This is a genomic window from Lysinibacillus phoenicis (assembly GCF_047238325.1).
Classification (GTDB): Bacteria; Bacillota; Bacilli; order Bacillales_A; family Planococcaceae; genus Lysinibacillus; species Lysinibacillus irui.
On sequence record NZ_JBDFMP010000002.1, the window covers coordinates 2,015,283 to 2,032,519 of the forward strand.

16 protein-coding genes are annotated in these 17,237 nt (G+C 35.3%); 5 read left to right on the forward strand and 11 right to left on the reverse strand.

Features of this window, described 5'->3' with window-relative positions:
* Positions 1–11: 11 nt before the first annotated feature.
* From ABC382_RS11685 to ABC382_RS11705, 5 genes are all read right to left on the reverse strand, one after another.
* Positions 12–2,168, reverse strand: coding sequence for an RNA degradosome polyphosphate kinase (locus tag ABC382_RS11685; protein ID WP_274795749.1), 2,157 nt, complete (start codon positions 2,166–2,168; stop codon positions 12–14).
* Positions 2,165–3,712, reverse strand: a complete 1,548-nt coding sequence (locus ABC382_RS11690; protein ID WP_407132936.1) for a Ppx/GppA phosphatase family protein — start codon at positions 3,710–3,712, stop codon at positions 2,165–2,167. The genes ABC382_RS11685 and ABC382_RS11690 overlap by 4 nt, the downstream gene beginning before the upstream one ends.
* 163 nt (positions 3,713–3,875) lie before the next feature.
* A complete protein-coding gene (locus ABC382_RS11695) occupies positions 3,876–4,778 on the reverse strand; it encodes a chemotaxis protein (RefSeq protein WP_274795747.1) in 903 nt (300 codons plus the stop codon).
* Positions 4,779–4,843: 65 nt separating this feature from the next.
* A complete protein-coding gene (locus tag ABC382_RS11700; RefSeq protein WP_412926823.1) occupies positions 4,844–6,166 on the reverse strand; it encodes an MFS transporter in 1,323 nt (440 codons plus the stop codon).
* Positions 6,167–6,922: 756 nt separating this feature from the next.
* On the reverse strand, positions 6,923–7,243 hold the full coding sequence (locus tag ABC382_RS11705) for a winged helix-turn-helix transcriptional regulator (RefSeq protein WP_274795745.1): 321 nt from the start codon (positions 7,241–7,243) through the stop codon (positions 6,923–6,925).
* 154 nt (positions 7,244–7,397) lie between these two features.
* On the opposite strand from ABC382_RS11705, the gene ABC382_RS11710 reads away from it, so the two are divergent.
* A complete protein-coding gene (locus ABC382_RS11710) occupies positions 7,398–7,790 on the forward strand; it encodes a DoxX family protein (protein WP_274795744.1) in 393 nt (130 codons plus the stop codon).
* Positions 7,791–7,855: 65 nt separating this feature from the next.
* On the opposite strand, the gene ABC382_RS11715 is transcribed toward ABC382_RS11710, so the two are convergent.
* The 3 genes from ABC382_RS11715 to ABC382_RS11725 form a co-directional block, all read right to left on the reverse strand.
* Positions 7,856–8,722, reverse strand: coding sequence for an NAD(P)-dependent oxidoreductase (locus ABC382_RS11715; protein WP_274795743.1), 867 nt, complete (start codon positions 8,720–8,722; stop codon positions 7,856–7,858).
* A 293-nt stretch (positions 8,723–9,015) separates the two neighbouring features.
* Positions 9,016–9,192 carry an aspartyl-phosphate phosphatase Spo0E family protein gene (locus tag ABC382_RS11720; protein ID WP_274795742.1) on the reverse strand — a complete coding sequence of 59 codons (177 nt, stop codon included), beginning with the start codon at positions 9,190–9,192 and terminating at the stop codon, positions 9,016–9,018.
* Positions 9,193–9,284: 92 nt separating this feature from the next.
* Positions 9,285–9,473: a hypothetical protein gene (locus ABC382_RS11725; RefSeq protein WP_274795741.1), complete on the reverse strand. Its 189-nt coding sequence runs from the start codon at positions 9,471–9,473 to the stop codon at positions 9,285–9,287.
* Positions 9,474–9,597: 124 nt separating this feature from the next.
* Between ABC382_RS11725 and ABC382_RS11730 the strand changes: the two genes are divergently transcribed.
* The 3 genes from ABC382_RS11730 to ABC382_RS11740 all read left to right on the forward strand — a co-directional run bounded on the left by ABC382_RS11730 (position 9,598) and on the right by ABC382_RS11740 (position 11,234).
* The gene (locus ABC382_RS11730) at positions 9,598–9,786 is read left to right on the forward strand and encodes a YkvS family protein (protein WP_412926824.1); all 189 of its coding nucleotides are present in this window, start codon (positions 9,598–9,600) and stop codon (positions 9,784–9,786) included.
* Between the two features lie 79 nt (positions 9,787–9,865).
* Positions 9,866–10,483: a CPBP family intramembrane glutamic endopeptidase gene (locus ABC382_RS11735; protein ID WP_274795740.1), complete on the forward strand. Its 618-nt coding sequence runs from the start codon at positions 9,866–9,868 to the stop codon at positions 10,481–10,483.
* A gap of 61 nt (positions 10,484–10,544) precedes the next feature.
* Positions 10,545–11,234, forward strand: coding sequence for a hypothetical protein (locus ABC382_RS11740; protein WP_274795739.1), 690 nt, complete (start codon positions 10,545–10,547; stop codon positions 11,232–11,234).
* Between the two features lie 94 nt (positions 11,235–11,328).
* Here ABC382_RS11740 and ABC382_RS11745 read toward each other — a convergent pair whose 3' ends face one another.
* Positions 11,329–11,775, reverse strand: a complete 447-nt coding sequence (locus ABC382_RS11745) for a MarR family winged helix-turn-helix transcriptional regulator (protein ID WP_274795738.1) — start codon at positions 11,773–11,775, stop codon at positions 11,329–11,331.
* A 121-nt stretch (positions 11,776–11,896) separates the two neighbouring features.
* Entirely contained in the window at positions 11,897–13,264 is a 1,368-nt protein-coding gene (locus ABC382_RS11750) for an ATP-binding protein (protein ID WP_274795737.1), read from the reverse strand.
* Positions 13,265–13,574: 310 nt separating this feature from the next.
* Between ABC382_RS11750 and ABC382_RS11755 the strand changes: the two genes are divergently transcribed.
* Positions 13,575–15,314 (forward strand): B12-binding domain-containing radical SAM protein, encoded by a 1,740-nt coding sequence (locus ABC382_RS11755; protein WP_274795736.1) that lies wholly within the window; start codon positions 13,575–13,577, stop codon positions 15,312–15,314.
* Positions 15,315–15,630: 316 nt separating this feature from the next.
* Here ABC382_RS11755 and ABC382_RS11760 read toward each other — a convergent pair whose 3' ends face one another.
* Positions 15,631–16,986 (reverse strand): TrkH family potassium uptake protein, encoded by a 1,356-nt coding sequence (locus ABC382_RS11760; protein ID WP_274795735.1) that lies wholly within the window; start codon positions 16,984–16,986, stop codon positions 15,631–15,633.
* Positions 16,987–17,237 lie beyond the last annotated feature (251 nt).

A 17,237-nucleotide genomic window follows, 5' to 3' on the forward strand; every position in this document is an offset into this window, starting at 1 on the left:
GCGTTTTTGCTCTATTCTTCGTCTAGCGTAGGCTTTAATGCATCCTTTAAGAAAATTTCTTGGCTATTCAATGGATCTTCACTACGGTCAAACTCTTTGTAATGATATTTACCATTAGAGTCTTGAATACGTGCTTTGGCAGTATCCATTAATTGTGCATTCATTATGTCAATAATACGGGTTTTTGCCTCACTTGCATATACAGGGAATAAAATTTCTACACGTTTAATCATATTGCGTGTCATCATATCAGCAGAAGATAGATAGACTTTATTCTCTCCATTATGATGGAACCAATAGATACGAGAATGTTCAAGGAAACGACCAACAATACTTGTCACGGTGATGTTTTCACTAATACCAGGAATACCTGGTCTAATACAACAGATCCCCCGTATAATGAGCTCTACCTTTACACCTGCAATAGATGCCTCATAAAGCTTCATCATTAAGTCTTTGTCCGTCAATGAATTCATTTTTGCACGAATAAAACCATTGCCATATTTTTTATGACAGGCAATTTCTTCATCCATTAAACGAATAAACTCATCTCGAATATCAAATGGTGCAACTACTAAATGATTAAAGGTAGGTTTTTCTGTATAACCACTTAAGTAGTTAAAGAAATTTGTCGCATCAATGCCAAACTCTTTATCTGTAGTTATTATGCCCATATCCGTATAGATTTTTGCAGTTGCATCATTATAATTTCCAGTACCAAGGTGAACAAAACGTTCGATTTTGCCATTACGACGACTAACTACTAGTGTAATTTTGGAGTGTGTTTTTAAATTATTCATGCCATAAATCACAAGACAACCTGCTTGTTCTAGTTGTTTTGCCCAGTGCACATTATTTTCTTCATCGAATCGGGCCTTTAGCTCCACTAATACGGTTACTTGTTTGCCATTCTCAGCTGCAAGTTTTAACGCTTGAATAATCGGTGAATTCCCACTCACCCTATATAATGTTTGTTTTATAGCTAATACATTCGGATTAACGGCAGCCTCTGAAATAAAATCAACAATAGGGGCAAACGACTCATAAGGATGGTGGAAAAAAATATCTTGTTGTAAAGCTTTTTCAAAAATATTTTCATCTGATTGTAAGTCTAAAGGTGGCTGTGGAATAAAGCTTTCATATTCTAGATGCTCTCGACCTACAGATATGCCTTTGACAAAAGAGAACATAAAGGTTAAATCCAAAGGACCATCAATATGGAACACATCTGTTTCTTCAATTTCAAATTCATCTAGTAAGTATTGAAGCACCTCATCATTCATTTCTCCAACTCGAACTTCTAAACGGCTTCCTACTCCCCATTTTCGTTTTTTCAGTTCTTTTTCAATTTCAACTAGAAGATCACGAGCGCCCTCTTCATGGATAGTTAAATCTGCGTTTCTCGTTAAACGGAAAGCTTGTGCTGATTTTACACTGTAGCCATAAAATAATTTTTCAATATGCGCAACAATCACATCCTCCAATAAAACAACAACCGTTTTCCCTTCTTCAGATGGAACTTTTATATAGCGATCTAAAACAGATGGAACTTGTACGATTGCCACTTTTTCACGACTCTCGACATCTGTTTCGTCCTGCTCTAATAGGACTAGTAAATTTAAAGTTTTCCCAAGCAATGTTGGAAAAGGACGATATGCATCAACCGCAACGGGTGTTAAAACAGGGAAGATTGTTTCTGCAAACATTTCATTAATAAACGCTTTTTGAGCGCTATTTAAATCTTTCATATCTGCAATATGTACATTATGTTGTGGGAGTAAATCATAGATTAAATGTCGATAAACTTCCGTTTGACGACGAACTAATGCTTGTGTTCGTTCTGCAATTTTCGCCAACTGCTCCTTTGGTGTTAATCCGGATTTATTTTCAGGCTTATGGAAACCCGCACGGACTTGATCTTGTAGTCCTGCGACACGAACCATAAAAAATTCATCTAAATTCGAGCTAAATATAGCCAAAAATTTCAAACGCTCTAGCAGAGGATTATTTACATCCTCTGCTTCCTCTAAAACTCGCTCATTAAAGGCAAGCCAGCTCAATTCACGATTATTATAATACTGTGGCTTAGCAATTTCTTCTAACAATCGATTATGATTTTCTGAAAACTCTTCTTCATTAAGCTCATTTTTTGTTACTTCAGTCGTCATCCATTGTTCCACCCTTCTTCAATAAAATTGATCTTCATGGGGATTTTTAATGCCCGCTCTAAATGTTTCCTATGTCGATTAGCTTGATACTTTTCAGCAGCAGCATTCTTTTTTACATAAATATCGAGTTGGACATGATCCTCTTCTGTATGCATCTCAATAGCATGGACAACATTGCGCTTTGAAACATTTAACGCATAGACAAATTTTAATAACGCTCCAAAGTCTCTGATTTTGCGATATTCTTCACGGTCCATCCATGTTGCAAATGGAGCAGCAAATCGTTCGAAATAATCCTTATTTTTGTAGGATGCAAGAAGTGCTAGTTTTACTCGTTCTAAATGATTTAAACCATCAATTGATTGATTCGCAATTAAATAAAAGGTGTGTTGGCTTGATGAGCTTAATTCAATGTATTCTCCTATATTGAAAACCTTCGCAGCCTTTGTTAACAAATGTAAATCTTCGGGATTATACTGCAAATACCCTAAATGGCAACATTCTCGGTATAATTGATCTGCTAAATGCATCAAATAATCAACTTCCATTTCAGTCCGTCCATACTGACGTGCTAATCTTCTAGCATTTCCTTCAAATACATTGTATTTATCAAAGGCAAGTGCATCTGTTTGCAAAATTCGGTCATAAATAAGTCCTTCACGCAAGCCTCTTTTGGTCAGTTGGAATGCCTTACTATCGACTACCTCCATTAACACTCTAAAAACCTCTAATGCAGGAACAATGATATCTGCCCGATCAGATGATAGCCCATCCAGCTGCTTCAACTCTTGGAAACTTAGTCGCCCTAAAAACAAGCTTAAATCATCTAAATTTTCCTTTGTCATTTCGTAACCATGGACACTGGCAATAGGATAATCATGCTTTTGTTGATGCATTTGAGCAATATTTCTCGCACTACCACCTATAGCGATAATAGGTAAAGCCACATTTTTTATCCAAGGAAGCGATTGAAATTGCTCTTTTATATAAGCAATGAGCTCCCCCTTTTCGCTACTATTCATAATATCGCCCTTTACAAATCGTTGCTTTAAAGATACCGTCCCAAAAGGGAAACTATGTGATTGCTGAATCTCTTTATTTTCAAACAGCGTAATTTCAGTACTACCACCACCAATATCTATCGTCACTGCGGATTGCGTTCCCATAGAATAGGCAACAGCAACATATCCAAAATAAGCTTCTTCCTCTTCTGATAAAAGCTCTATTTGAATACCAGTTCGTTCCTTCATTTCCTTAATAATCCGATCCCGGTTAGTAGCCTGTCGGATAGCGGCAGTCGCAGCTGCTTTAACATCTGTCACCTCAAAATCCTCAAGCATTGCTTTAAATGTTAATAAAGTTTCTGATAACACTTGGATACCTTCTACAGACATCTCTCCTGAGGGCTGAATATATGTACGCAAACGAGCTACCGTTTTAATATTCCCAAGCTCACGTAGCCCTTCTTCATTATCATACTGATATAATACTAATCGAATGGTATTGGAGCCGATATCAATAATGGCTGTTTTTAGCTCATTCAAATCATCACATCCTTCAAGTATCTTTTATTTATTTTGTTCATACCTATGTGGACATATACAAAAAAGTCGGTACCTCTTAAGGCATCCGACTTTTTCTTTCATTTATTTATACTTTCAGGATACCCATTATTAAAATTGTGAAGTATCATGTAAGCCACAATTACTACAGAATAAGCTGGTCAACACGTAAAATGAGCTCTGCAATTTCTGGCTTACTAATTTGATCCTCTGCTCCTACCTGATCCCCTTTATGACGAAGATCGTCTGTAATGAGACTGGAGAAAATAATGACAGGAAGCTTTTGAAGATCCGGATGCTCTTTGATTTTTCGTGTCAAATGATGTCCATCCATTTGCGGCATCTCAATATCAGTTACCACTAATTGAATATGCTCTGCAATATCACTACCACTCTTAGCAATTCCCTCTAAGTAATCATATGCATCTCGGCCATTTTCAAAGAATTCAACATTGTCATAACCAGCTTCACTCATCGTGTCAAATAATAATTTGCGTAATAATGGTGAATCTTCTGCAATTAAAATACGTTTTTCAGAACGTTCACGTTTACCAAGCTTTTTAACAGATTCCACACTGATTCCCGATTCAGGATTGATATCCACCATAATTCGTTCGAAATCCAGTAATAGAATCATTTGTTCATTTTGTTTAATCACACCAATTACTTGTGATGTTCCACCTTGATACATATCTGAAGGCTTTTCAATTTGGTCCCACGATATACGATGGATTTGTGTCACATTATCCACATGGAAAACGACACGTTGTTTATTAAATTCTGCCACTATATATTTTTGTTGTGGATTACGCTCTGCACCTTGAATTCCTAATACTCGCAGCATATCTACAACTGGTAATACTTCACCTCGTAATTGAATGATTCCTTCTACATGCGGGTGCGCGTGTGGAATAAATGTTACTGGTATCGGTTGAATAATTTCTTTTACTTTAATAACATTAATACCAAATTTATTGTTCGCTACTTCAAATTCAACGATCTCTAGCTCATTTGTGCCACTTTCTAATAATATTCCTTTATGTTCCAATGCAACCCCGCTCCTTTCTCTACATCTATTTATAATTCAATTGTATCATAGGCAATACATTTCTCCTACTTGCTATTTCCATTTTTATCATTAACTTTTAGATGTACCAATAAGCCAATGACTGTCATAACAATCAATGTCGATAATGCGACACGACTAGCAAGCGTACCATAATCCTTCATCCATAATGTAACCGTTCCGTATACTGCCGGTCCAATAATGGAGGATACTTTACCCGAAAATGCAAACAAGCCAAAAAACTGCCCACGTTTTTCGTTTGGTGATAATTCAATAATATAGGTCCTAGATGTCACCCACATTGATCCAAGGGATATACCAAATAGACTACCTGCAAGCCAGAACATCCATTGTGCTGTGGCAAAAACTGCGAACATCAAAGCGATAATCATAATAAGCGCAACGATCGTTATGGCACGCTTTGCCCCTATGGACTTTGTGATATAGCCAAATGCAAGTGAGCCAATGATTGTTGATACAGTAGAGACCAAATAAAGAACGATAAATTGACCAGAGCTAAAGCCGACAATCGCTGTAGCATAAACCGCCATCATAGCAATCGTCGTAGCAATGGCATCATTTAAAAAGAAATAAGCAATCATAAAAGTAAAGATCGCTTTATATTGTTTCATATCCTTAAATGTTTGAAGGATTTCTTTATAACCATCTAAAAATTTTAAAGATTTTCGCTGTGATTTCGGAATCGGTGTATCTTTATTAATAAAAAATAATGGCAATGAGAATAATAAATACAAAATAGCCGTTGGAATAAATGCTCGATGGAAATCGCTATTACCAACATATAAATAAACGAGTAATCCAAAAAGTGTACCCAAATAGCCAATGGCAACACCAAAACCTGAAATTAGTGGCATTTCCTCTTTTGTTCCTAGATCTCCCATCATGGAATCATAGAATACCAGACTTGAATTAAAGAAAAATTTAGCAATAACAAAGCTTGCCACAACTAAAAATAAACTAAGAGGTACACCAGAGTAATTCGTTGTTGTCTGCACATTCGCAAATATCCCCATCATAAATGTAAAAAGAATAGAAATGGATGCAAACCATACAATAAACTTCTTTTTATAACCTGTGTTATCAATCCATACACCAAAAAGCGGTGAAAAAATCACAAGTAACAAACTTGCAATAGCATTTGCATAGGATATAAAGGTACTTGCCACCTGTTGCATGACTTCGTTCGTCCCTAAAACCTCATCCATGTAAAATGGGAAAAATATTGTATTTATATTTGAAGAAAAGATAGTATTCGCAAAATCATAAAATGCCCATGAAAGTATCGGCAATGATAAATAAATGGCTAACTGACTTCGATGTTGTATGTCTATTGCTGAACCCTTCTTCATAAAACCCTCCTCTCACTCTTATAATAATCCATTAATTTTCCTCTGTAATAAAAAATATCTTTCTTTAAAGAAAATTAATATTATTTACAATATATCAGTAATTTTACTGAAACATAACTATTAAATAAACGATAAATGAATACCCAACACCATTCATGTCAAGAAAAACGAAACAAGTAATCGAATTTTTGAGAAAGGTGAAAAAAGCTTTCCGTTCCTTACTACTTGTTTCCTATTGTCGCTACGCTTTAGTAGCTAAAACAGTTACGCTAACATTTCAAACAGGGTCACGCCTATCTGCTATCCTATGAGATTAAGTATTCTTCTACTTTAATCCTCAAAACTTTTATCTTTTAGCAAAGGTTTCACTAATAAATGTTCACTTTTCATTTTGTTAATGAATGTTGTGACTAATCCATTCTCTACATATAAAATAAGAGCCTATTCTTTCACAAAAGATGGAAAGAATGGGCTCTTTGTTTACTATTGCTTGTGTGTAATACAAAGAAAAGACATTATTTGCAGCATGGTTGATTGGAGAGGAGCCCGTGTCACTCCTAGGGGATTAGCGTCACAGATAAGACCCTGGAGCGAACGTAGTGAGTGAAGCGGCTCATCGGACGCCCCCTGGAAAGGACGCTGGCGGAAAGGAAATCAATCTCACACCTTGCCAAACGTTTTATTCTACTATTGACATTCTCTTTCTTTAACAACATGAAAAGATATTCAAGCCCCCTCGCTTGAATATCTTTTTTATCACTCTTCGTTAACTGTTACCCATTCAGAGGACCATTGTTCAATTGCTTTTAGCACTGGTGCAATGGCATATCCTTTTTCCGTAAGCTCATACTCAATGACTACTGGTGTAGAGGGTATGACCGTACGTAATACGATTTGCTCCATTTCTAATTCCTTTAATCGCTCTGTCAATACACGACTACTAATATTTAACTGATTTTTAATGGTTGAGTATCGTTGTGGACCATCTAATAGCTGATAAATCAGCAAGGTATTCCAACGATGATTTAAGATCATGAGTGCTTTTTCAAATCGTGGACAAATATTTTTTTGATCCAATTTACTAGCCTCCATTGTCATTAGTTCCTATTTAACAGTATATCACTTTTTAAAAATTTTCAGTTCTAAAAATACATTAGGTTACTTGACAAAACTTGTTTTTAAAAATAAACTAAGTTACGAAATGTAAGTTATAGAAAAGGAGTTACTAATTATGCAAAATATTGGTTCAACTATTTTACGTGTCGTTCTCGGCATTATTTTTGCAGTACACGGTTTTCAAAAGTTCCAGGGTGGAATCAGCTATACTGCTGACTTCTTTGACAGTTTAGGTATACCAGGATTTATGGCATACATCGTTGCAATTATTGAATTAGTTGGGGGAATTTCCATTATCTTAGGATTAGCAACAAGAATTTTTGGGGCTTTACTAACAATTACTATGATTGTAGCTATCTTTACTGCCAAACTTAGCATCGGCTTTATCGGAGCTAATGGATTGGCTGGTTATGAGTTAGACCTTGCATTAGGTGCTATGGCATTATTCTTTGCTTTTGCAGGGGCGTCTAGCCTCTCCTTAGATGCTTTACTTTTTGGAAAAGAGTAAAGCAAAAAACCTGAAGTCTTTTTCTACATGAAGAGACTTCAGGCTTACAATTATCCTGTTGCTATCTATTTATAAAACTTTAAAAGGGCCTGTGTACCATTATCACCATAGCCTTCTTCAACCAATTTCTCATACATCTCATAGGCTAGTGCTAACCCTGGTAAAGTGATACCCATTTTCTTCGATTCATCCAAGGCAATCTTCATATCTTTTACAAAATGTTTAATATAAAAGCCTGGAGCAAAATCTTCTTTCATCATACGAGGTGCTAGGTTACTTAAAGACCATGAGCCAGCTGCACCTGACGATATTGATTGTAATACAGTCGGTAAATCTAATCCTGCCTTTAAACCATACGCTAGCGATTCACAAACTCCAATCATCCCAGAAGCAATGACAATTTGATTGCACATTTTTGTATGCTGTCCAGCGCCCGCTTCACCTTGATAAACAATGTTTTCCCCGAAATGCTTCATTATTGGCAATACCTTATCAAATGCATCTCGATCACCACCAACCATGATGGACAACGTGCCATTTTGTGCACCAATATCTCCGCCTGAAACAGGGGCATCTAAAGCTTCGACACCGATTGATTTGGAATGCTCATAAATTTTCTTAGCCAAGGATGGCTCTGAAGTCGTCATATCTATGATTATATTGCCTTGATGTGCTGTTTGGAAAAGGCCATTTCGCCCAAAGTATACTTCCTCCACATCTGAAGGATATCCAACCATCGTAAAAGCAATCTCCTGATTTCTAAATGCCTCTGCTGGCGAACTTGCCCATGACGCCCCCAATGACACCAATGGCTCTGCTTTTTCTCTTGTGCGGGTATACACTGTTACATCATGACCATTTTTTAATAAATGTTTAACTATACTAGCGCCCATTACACCTGTTCCAATAAATGCAATACGTTTTTTTGTCATATGTACGTGCTCCTTTGTTATAAATTGTCTAAGCACTCTTTAAGAGTCCTAACCTATATTTTAAGTTTAGGTGAATGAATAAAATAATTCAAACTCTTCCTACTATTTGTACTAAATTTTATATGTATGGCATATATACCGAATAAGCAAAAAAAAGAGCAAGTGATTGGGGGATCACTGCTCTAAAGGGGGAAATGAGAATGTTGCTGTGTTCATAGTAAGTTATTCCCCATTGAAATGCATTTTAAACATATATTTTAAAATGTTTTTACTCTGAATACTGGAACAATCTTTTAGTCTTCTTGGTCTTTTTCTTCATCAAATGCCATCTGTCTATAATAAGTATTCATTAACTGATCTAATCTGCGACTCAGTTGAATGGTTTTTGCATTTTGTAACCCGTTTTCTACACCTGAGCGAATCATCATCTCACGAGTTTGTTCCATTTGTTTCAAGAGTAGATTGACCATTCATACAACCCTCCACACACAAATAATCATACCATTATTATACATTTATATTTCATTTCTTACAGCATTAACTTACGACAATGTTCGACAAATTAACTTCTTGGGATTTCAGTATAAGTATATATAATTCGTCCATTTTGTTTGGCCTCACCCCTATAGTGTTTAAATAAAGGATGCTTTACTAGTATTTCCCGAAATTCGTAAAATTCTTCCTTTTGAATTTCAATACTTTTTATTTCCCCATTTTGTAATTGTTTAAGCATATTTTCGTATTTTTCCATTTGTTTTATTCCTTTCATTATCATATTTTGTGTAATAAATTATGAATTATTTAAAAAAAGCTTTACGTTTACCAATTTTTCGTGCAAACTGTATATTATTAGTCGATGAAGGAGCTGACTGTCTGTGGAAATAGCTGAAGTTGGAAATATTATCGAGTTTAAAAATGGTCTCCAAGGAATTGTCGAAAAAGTAAATGAAAATTCGGTAATCGTTAACTTAACATATATGGAGAATTTTGATTCCCTTGAAATCGAAGAGAAAACGGTCGTCAATCATAAACGCTATAAAATTTTATATACTAATGAAGCTTAATAGTCTGAATAGTCCCTATTTGTCTTTATAGATGATATGGGGCTTTTTTTTTGATAAAATTAAAGTATGGAGGTCGAATATGCTAACTAATTCGAAACAAACAATACTATTTCTCCTTTCTTTATTATTCGTTTATGGTATGCTTGCTTTTACCTTTGCTAACCAAGCAGTATTTTGGTACATGTACGCATTTACTTTATTAGTATGTATTGCCATTGCCATTTTAGCTGGCTCAATTGAAGATCAATTACCAACATGGCAATTTTTACTCTTTGGTATTGGATATGGTACCATCACATATGGTGTTATTCGCTTCGGTTACTGGCTTGCTCCATATATTAATAATAGTTTAGTACAATCCGTTCAAAAATTTTTAACAAACTATGGACCACAGAATATTTGGCACTATGTTTTACTAGTATTTATCATTGCCATCGGTGAAGAGCTATTTTGGCGTGGTTATATCCAACAGCAGTTAAAACGCTTTATGCGTCCAACATTGGCTATTATAGTGACCTCTCTATTATGTGCGATTTCAATTGCGCTAAGTGGTTTTATTCTCGGCGTTATTGCTGCACTTGTAACAAGTATTATTTGGGGCTTTTTATATGAATGGCGTAAAAGCATGCCACTTGTTATTGTAGCTCATGTCGTTTTTGTACTATTATTATTTTTAGTGTTGCCTTTAACATCATAACATTAAAATTTGGAAACATTTTATCTTTACTAACGTTTAATTTAGAAAAGGAGGGTTTTTTATGCAAAAAAAATTATTTTCAATTCTTGCATTATTACTAACAGCCGTATTAGTTGTAGGGTGCAACACCTCTGATAAAACAGAGGATTCAGATGCTCAACAAAATGAGCCATCAAATACTGCTGCCGATCAAAAACCATCTGGAGATGAAACAGCAGGCGAATCACAAGAGGAAGAAGATACACCTGCATCAAATGATACAAATACAGAGGATGCAACTAAACAGCCTCAACAAGATGTAAAATACGTACAAAAAGGTGAAGAGAAAACTGAAAAGGCAACTGCGTCTGAAAGTGTAGATCAAAGCTATAAACTACAACAGCTTCCAGGATTCACACTAACACAAGAAGAGCCAGGTAAAGACATGTTAGTGTCCAACGCTGATGACGAAGTGTTTATGCGTATTGAAACAATCGAAGCTTCACAATCAAGCTTTGATGAAGTTAAAACGACTATGCAAGATTATATGAATGCTGTCGGCGAAACAGTAGCTTTACCTGCTGATGAATTAACAGCATTTAAAGATGTTCAAAATATCGAAGGTTATGTTGTGGACTTTGACACAGAAAAAGTTATTGGGGTTGTTTTTGAAAAAGATGGCCTTATTACAAAATTAACAATTCATGATAATGATGAACAAGATTTAACAGATGCTATGCTTAACATGGCAGCAACTATCTCTAAAAAATAATAATAATAAAAACACAAGGACTTTCGACATGCCAATGTCGAAAGTCCTTGTTTTAATTCCAAAAAAGTTGTCTCAAATGAATGAGACAACTTTTTTAATAAGATAAATCCTTAATAGAAAGGCCAATTTTCTTTAATAATGTTATAGCTTGTTCTTTTTCTTGTGGTGATAGAACACTCATTATTTCATGCAAATGCTGCTCGTGTTTCGGGAATAACTCCCCCATAAATGCTTCACCTTCCTCAGTGATTTCAGCATAGGTAACACGACGATCTGAAGGACAAGAAACACGTAATAAATAGCCTCTCTTTTCAAGCTTATCAATGACATACGTAATAGACCCACTGGCAAGTAAAATTTTATTGCCAATTTGCTGTAATGGCTGTCTCCCTTTATGGTATAGAAGCTCTAGAACAGCAAATTCTGTTGGGTTTAAACCATTTTCCTGAAATAATTGATGGGTCGTCTCGTTGACCGCTTTCAATGCACGTGATAACACAATATATAATTTTAAAGATTGTTTTACATCTTCTGACGTCATATTCTTTTCCTCTCACTTCGCTCTTTATACATGACATTATAGCGATATTAGAAAAGCCTTGTCAAAAGCATTAACCGATTTGAAGGTTTTGTTAGGAACCATGCAACCTTTTTTACTCTCTTTATGTTACTAAATAAGCAGAATCTTTTGTGGATACTTCCATTGTATCCATTTGATTAAACGTATAAATCGGAAACTGCAGATGGAAGCATGTCCCCTTCTGTAATTCGCTATTTACGCCTATAACGCCATCATGCTCTTCAATTACCTTTTTCACGAAAGCAAGGCCTAGTCCTGTCCCTGTTGATTTAGTCGTGTAAAAAGGCTGGAATAGGTTTTGAAGTGTCGTGCTGTCCATGCCAACACCTTCATCTTTAATCATTAGATCGACTATCGCTCCGTCATTTGTAGCCATTTCAACAGTAATCGTGCCACCATTATTCATGGATTCCATAGCATTTTTAATGAGATTCATAAGTACTTGCTTTAAGCGATTCTCATTGCCACCAATATATACTTGATTAGAAGTTGAAATATATCGGATCATAATATTTTTCATGAGTGCATCTGGTAGCATAAACTCAATGACTTGCTTTACAATATGATCCAGCTCTAATAATTCAACTTTCATAGTCGTTGGCTTGGACAATACTAAAAGCTCAGAAAGAATTTGTTCCATCCGTTGAAGCTCACTGTCAATGACAGAGAGATACATACGTGATTCATCATCCGCATTTAACTTTAATAATTCTGTAAACCCCTTTAAAGAAGTTAATGGGTTACGGATTTCATGTGCAATACTTGCTGCCATCTGTCCGACAACATTTAAAGCTTGCTGATGCTCGACTTTATGCTGAAGTTGCTTTTTCTCTGTTTCATCATTAATGACTGTGACAATAATATTATTGTATTCATCAAAAATACTGGAAATTTCATAATAGCATGTTCTACTTACTTGAGTTTCATCTACTACATGTATACTTGCATGCTTTTCACCCATCAGCTTTGAAAGGTACGTAGTGATTTGTCCCTTTTTTAAGGTAAATGAATCAAATATATGTTGATGCGCTTTATGAAGTAGCTGCGTGCTCTCTACTTTTAAAAACATTTCCGCATACTTATTAAGCCCAAGAATAATACCGCTAGCATCACTTACAATAACAGCATAAGGTAAGTAATCGTACGCATTGAAGGAATGTGATCTTTCATGCGCATGGCTAACGTATAATTTATGGGCAACATCATCATTTAGTGTTGAAATTTGCGCAACAATCTCCTCTGTATTCGGATCATAAAAACATTTAAAAGATAGCATTTCGTAGTCGTTTCCAGCTGTGCGGATATTGAAAATTTCTTCCGAGCGCAAATCATTTTGTAATTGTTTGACGAATTTAGTCCATTTAAAATTAGATTGCTCGTCCATAGCTAAATAGCCAATATACGTTAAATTAAGATTAAAAAGCTTAATAGCAGCTTCATTGACGTTCAAAATTTTCCCTGCTTTATTCAGTATAAGTGTTGGTGACGAAGTACTTTTCATAAGATTTCCAAAACATTGATTAATATCATTTTGCTTCAACTTTCTCACCGAACCTTTCACAAGAGTAAAAAACCTCTAAATCGAATTTTGAGCCTTTACTATACTTTATGACAGCACGATTCTATTATTACAAAATTTAGTAAATTTAAGTATTTTAAATTATTTCACGAACCGTTCACAAAATAAATAGGTAAAAAGAATTATATTGTATGTCAGATACTTGACTGATACAATAAGATGTTGAAAGGAAGATTATTAAATGAATACTATTTTAACTACTTTAAACGCAAAGTATATTCACACAAATTTAGCATTGCGCTATTTAAAAGGCGCAGCTTTACCAGAGTTTAATCCAATTATAGCAGAGTATACAATTAAAGACCCTGCTTTTAATATTGTATCAGATTTGTTCCAAAAAAAACCTGATATTGTTGGATTTAGCTGTTATATCTGGAATATCGAAGAAACCATTCACGTGATTAAAATGTTAAAAACGGTCTGTCCAAATGTTAAAATTTTGCTCGGTGGACCTGAAGTTTCTTATGATTCTCACCATTGGCTACGCCGTATACCTGAAGTAGACTTTATTGTTATGGGTGAAGGCGAAACTTCATTTAAACAATTATTGCGCTATTTCCACGGAGAGATACTGTTGGAGGATGTTCCTGGGATTTGTTATTTAGAGGATGGAAAAGTAAAGATTCACGCACAGCCGCCAAAAATTGATCTACGGGAATTGCCAAGCCCATTTCGTTTCGAGGAGGACCTTCCCCATCTTAGCAAACGAATTCAGTACATCGAAACAAGTCGAGGCTGTCCGTTTAGTTGCCAATTTTGTTTATCTTCTATTGAAGTAGGCGTTCGCTATTTTAACCGTGAAAAAATTAAAGAAGATATTCGTTTCTTAATGGATAATGGTGCTCGAACAATTAAATTCGTAGATCGTACCTTCAATATAAGCCGTAGCTATGCAATGGAAATGTTCCAATTTTTAATTGATGAACATCAACCTGGTGTTGTATTCCAGTTTGAGATTACTGCCGATATCATGCGACCTGAAGTTATCCAATTTTTAAATGACAATGCACCAAGAGGGTTGTTCCGTTTTGAGATAGGTGTTCAATCTACAAATGATTTAACAAATACACTCGTTAAACGCCGCCAAAATTTTGAAAAACTAAAAAGAACGGTGACAATGGTAAAAGAGGGCGGAAAAATAGATCAGCATTTAGATTTAATTGCTGGTTTACCAGAGGAAGATTATGCAAGCTTCCGTCAGACGTTTAATGACGTTTTTGCTATGCGTCCAGAGGAATTACAGCTTGGATTTTTAAAGCTTCTACGTGGTACTGGACTTCGATTAGAGGCTGAAAAGTTTGGCTATACCTATGTAGATATATCTCCATATGAAATTTTCTCTAATAATGTTCTAACATTTGATGATATCGTTCGCATTAAACATGCAGAGGATGTTCTTGAGAAATACTGGAATGATCACCGTATGGATCATACCATCGAATATTTAGTTACAGAGGTCTTTGACACACCTTTTGACTTTTTCCAAAACTTCGGAACTTATTGGGAAACAAAAGGTTGGTCCCGTATTGGTCATCAGTTGGAGGATTTATTCCAACGCTTATTAATGTTTTTAGAAACGGTGGATGGTGTAAATTTAAACATTGTCAAAAGCTTAATGCAGCTTGATTATTTAATGGCTCAGCAGTTCCAGCCACGTAAACTATGGTGGAATGAACGCCCAACTGAAGAACAACAAAAGGCCCTTTATCATGCCTTACGTGAAGATCCAACTATCGCAGGTGAGGAATTTGCAAGCTTTAAGCTGTCTGAGAAGGAATTATTTAAGCATACACTAATTATCCCTCATGCTCTCGATTACCAAGATTTTAAGAATGGCAAAATTGTACAAAAAAATGGCTATTTGTTAACCTATTTCCGTCACGGCCAAGCACCTTATTTTGCAACAATTCATTCTATGTAATACGAAATGCTAGTCCTTACTAACGATCAGGACTAGCTTTTTTTCTGTCTTAAACTTTTCTAAAACCTTTATTTATGGACTTCCTGAATTAATAGATAATTAGTCAAGTATTCATAGCTAAGCTTCAAAACTTTAGGGCAAATGCCTTAAAGACATACTCTAAAAGCTTTGTAAATAATACCCACAAGGAAATTTTACTTTCGGGAAATATAATTTTAAATTTTTTGAAAATTATATGACAATTTAAGGAATTTATTTTTTTATATGAAGTATACGATGAAATGATGACACATTAGCATCGTATACTTCTAAAAAATTACCCAATAATTACTCTCTCTTTCGGATAATGGAAGCTTGATTTTTTACCTCGTCCCCCACCACCAAGTGTATAAAGGAATGAAATTAAACCTACTCGGCCTATAAACATTAAAATAATGATAATGATTTTTCCAATCACAGATAAATCGGAAGTGATTCCTAACGACATACCACATGTTCCGAACGCAGAAGTAATTTCAAAAATAATTTGAATAAGTGACGCTTGTGGTTCTGTAATGAGCAAAATGATCGTTGCAATTAACACCATAAAAAATGCTAATAGGATTACCACGAATGAACGAAAGACGTCTATTAAATGAATTTCCCGCCCAAATACTTGAATATCTTCTCTTCCCCTTGCAAAGGTTATTAAAAATAAAATGGCCAAGGCAAATGTCGTTGTTCGAATACCCCCACCAACAGAACTTGGCGAAGAACCAATGAACATGAGAAAACTCATAAAAATATCTGTTGCCTCACTGAATGTCGTGACATCGTAAGTTGTTAATCCAGCGGAGCGCGTTGATACTGAATGAAACATCGCTGAAAAAAGAGCCTCGTGCCAAGACATTTCTTTAAAGGAATGGAATGATTCAAGGAGTAAAATGACAAGAGCACCAACAACAAATAATACCGCGTATGTTGATGTCGTAATTTTGGTAAACAGACTGAAGCGAAAATTCGCACGTCGATTAAGCAAAAACGTCTTCAATTCGATTAATACCGGGAAACCGATAGCACCTAACACAATAAGCACCATCGTAACCATTTGAACAAAATAATCATCATGGAAAGGCAATAAGCTCATTCCTGTAATATCAAACCCACCATTAGTTGTTGCCGAAATTGAAGCAAACACACCATGCAAGAACGCTTCTTCCAATGTATCAAAGTAATTGGTGAAGTGTAGTGTTAAAATAACCGTACCTACCACTTCAATACCAAATAAAATTTTCAAAATTTCACGAATTAATTTAACAACACCTGACACACTGTACTGATTATGATCAATCATAATTAATTGACGTTCACGCATTCCAATTTTTTTCCCTACTAGCAGCCATACAAAGGTACCGAGTGACATAATACCGATGGCACCTAACTGTAAAATAACAAGAATCATCACAAGTCCAAAGGTTGTATAGGTTTCTGAAATATTAATAGTTGTTAAACCTGTGACACTTACTGCACTCACTGCGGTAAACAAACTATCTAAAAACGAAACTTTTACACCTTCTTGCTGAACGCCTGGAAGCCGTAATAACAGGAAGGAAATCGCTATGGCTATAAAGTAATAAGAAACAAGTACCTGAAATGGTGTGACAAGTTTATTTGATGATTTTTTCCAAGGCACTTTAACAACCCCTTCCACATATGATGCCCAACTAGATAGATAATAGTATAGAAAAAATACATAAAAAAAGAAAGAGGAATAGTTACACCTAAACATCCTAGTTTGTCGACAAAGGTTTAATTTGTATACTAAAACCTTTATTCATTTGTTGAATAACCAAATCAGAGGAGAAAAAATAAGGAGTAAGTGGTCAAATGGGGGAGGAATAGTATCGAGGTTAATAAATTTTAATAATAAAAACAAGCATGAGA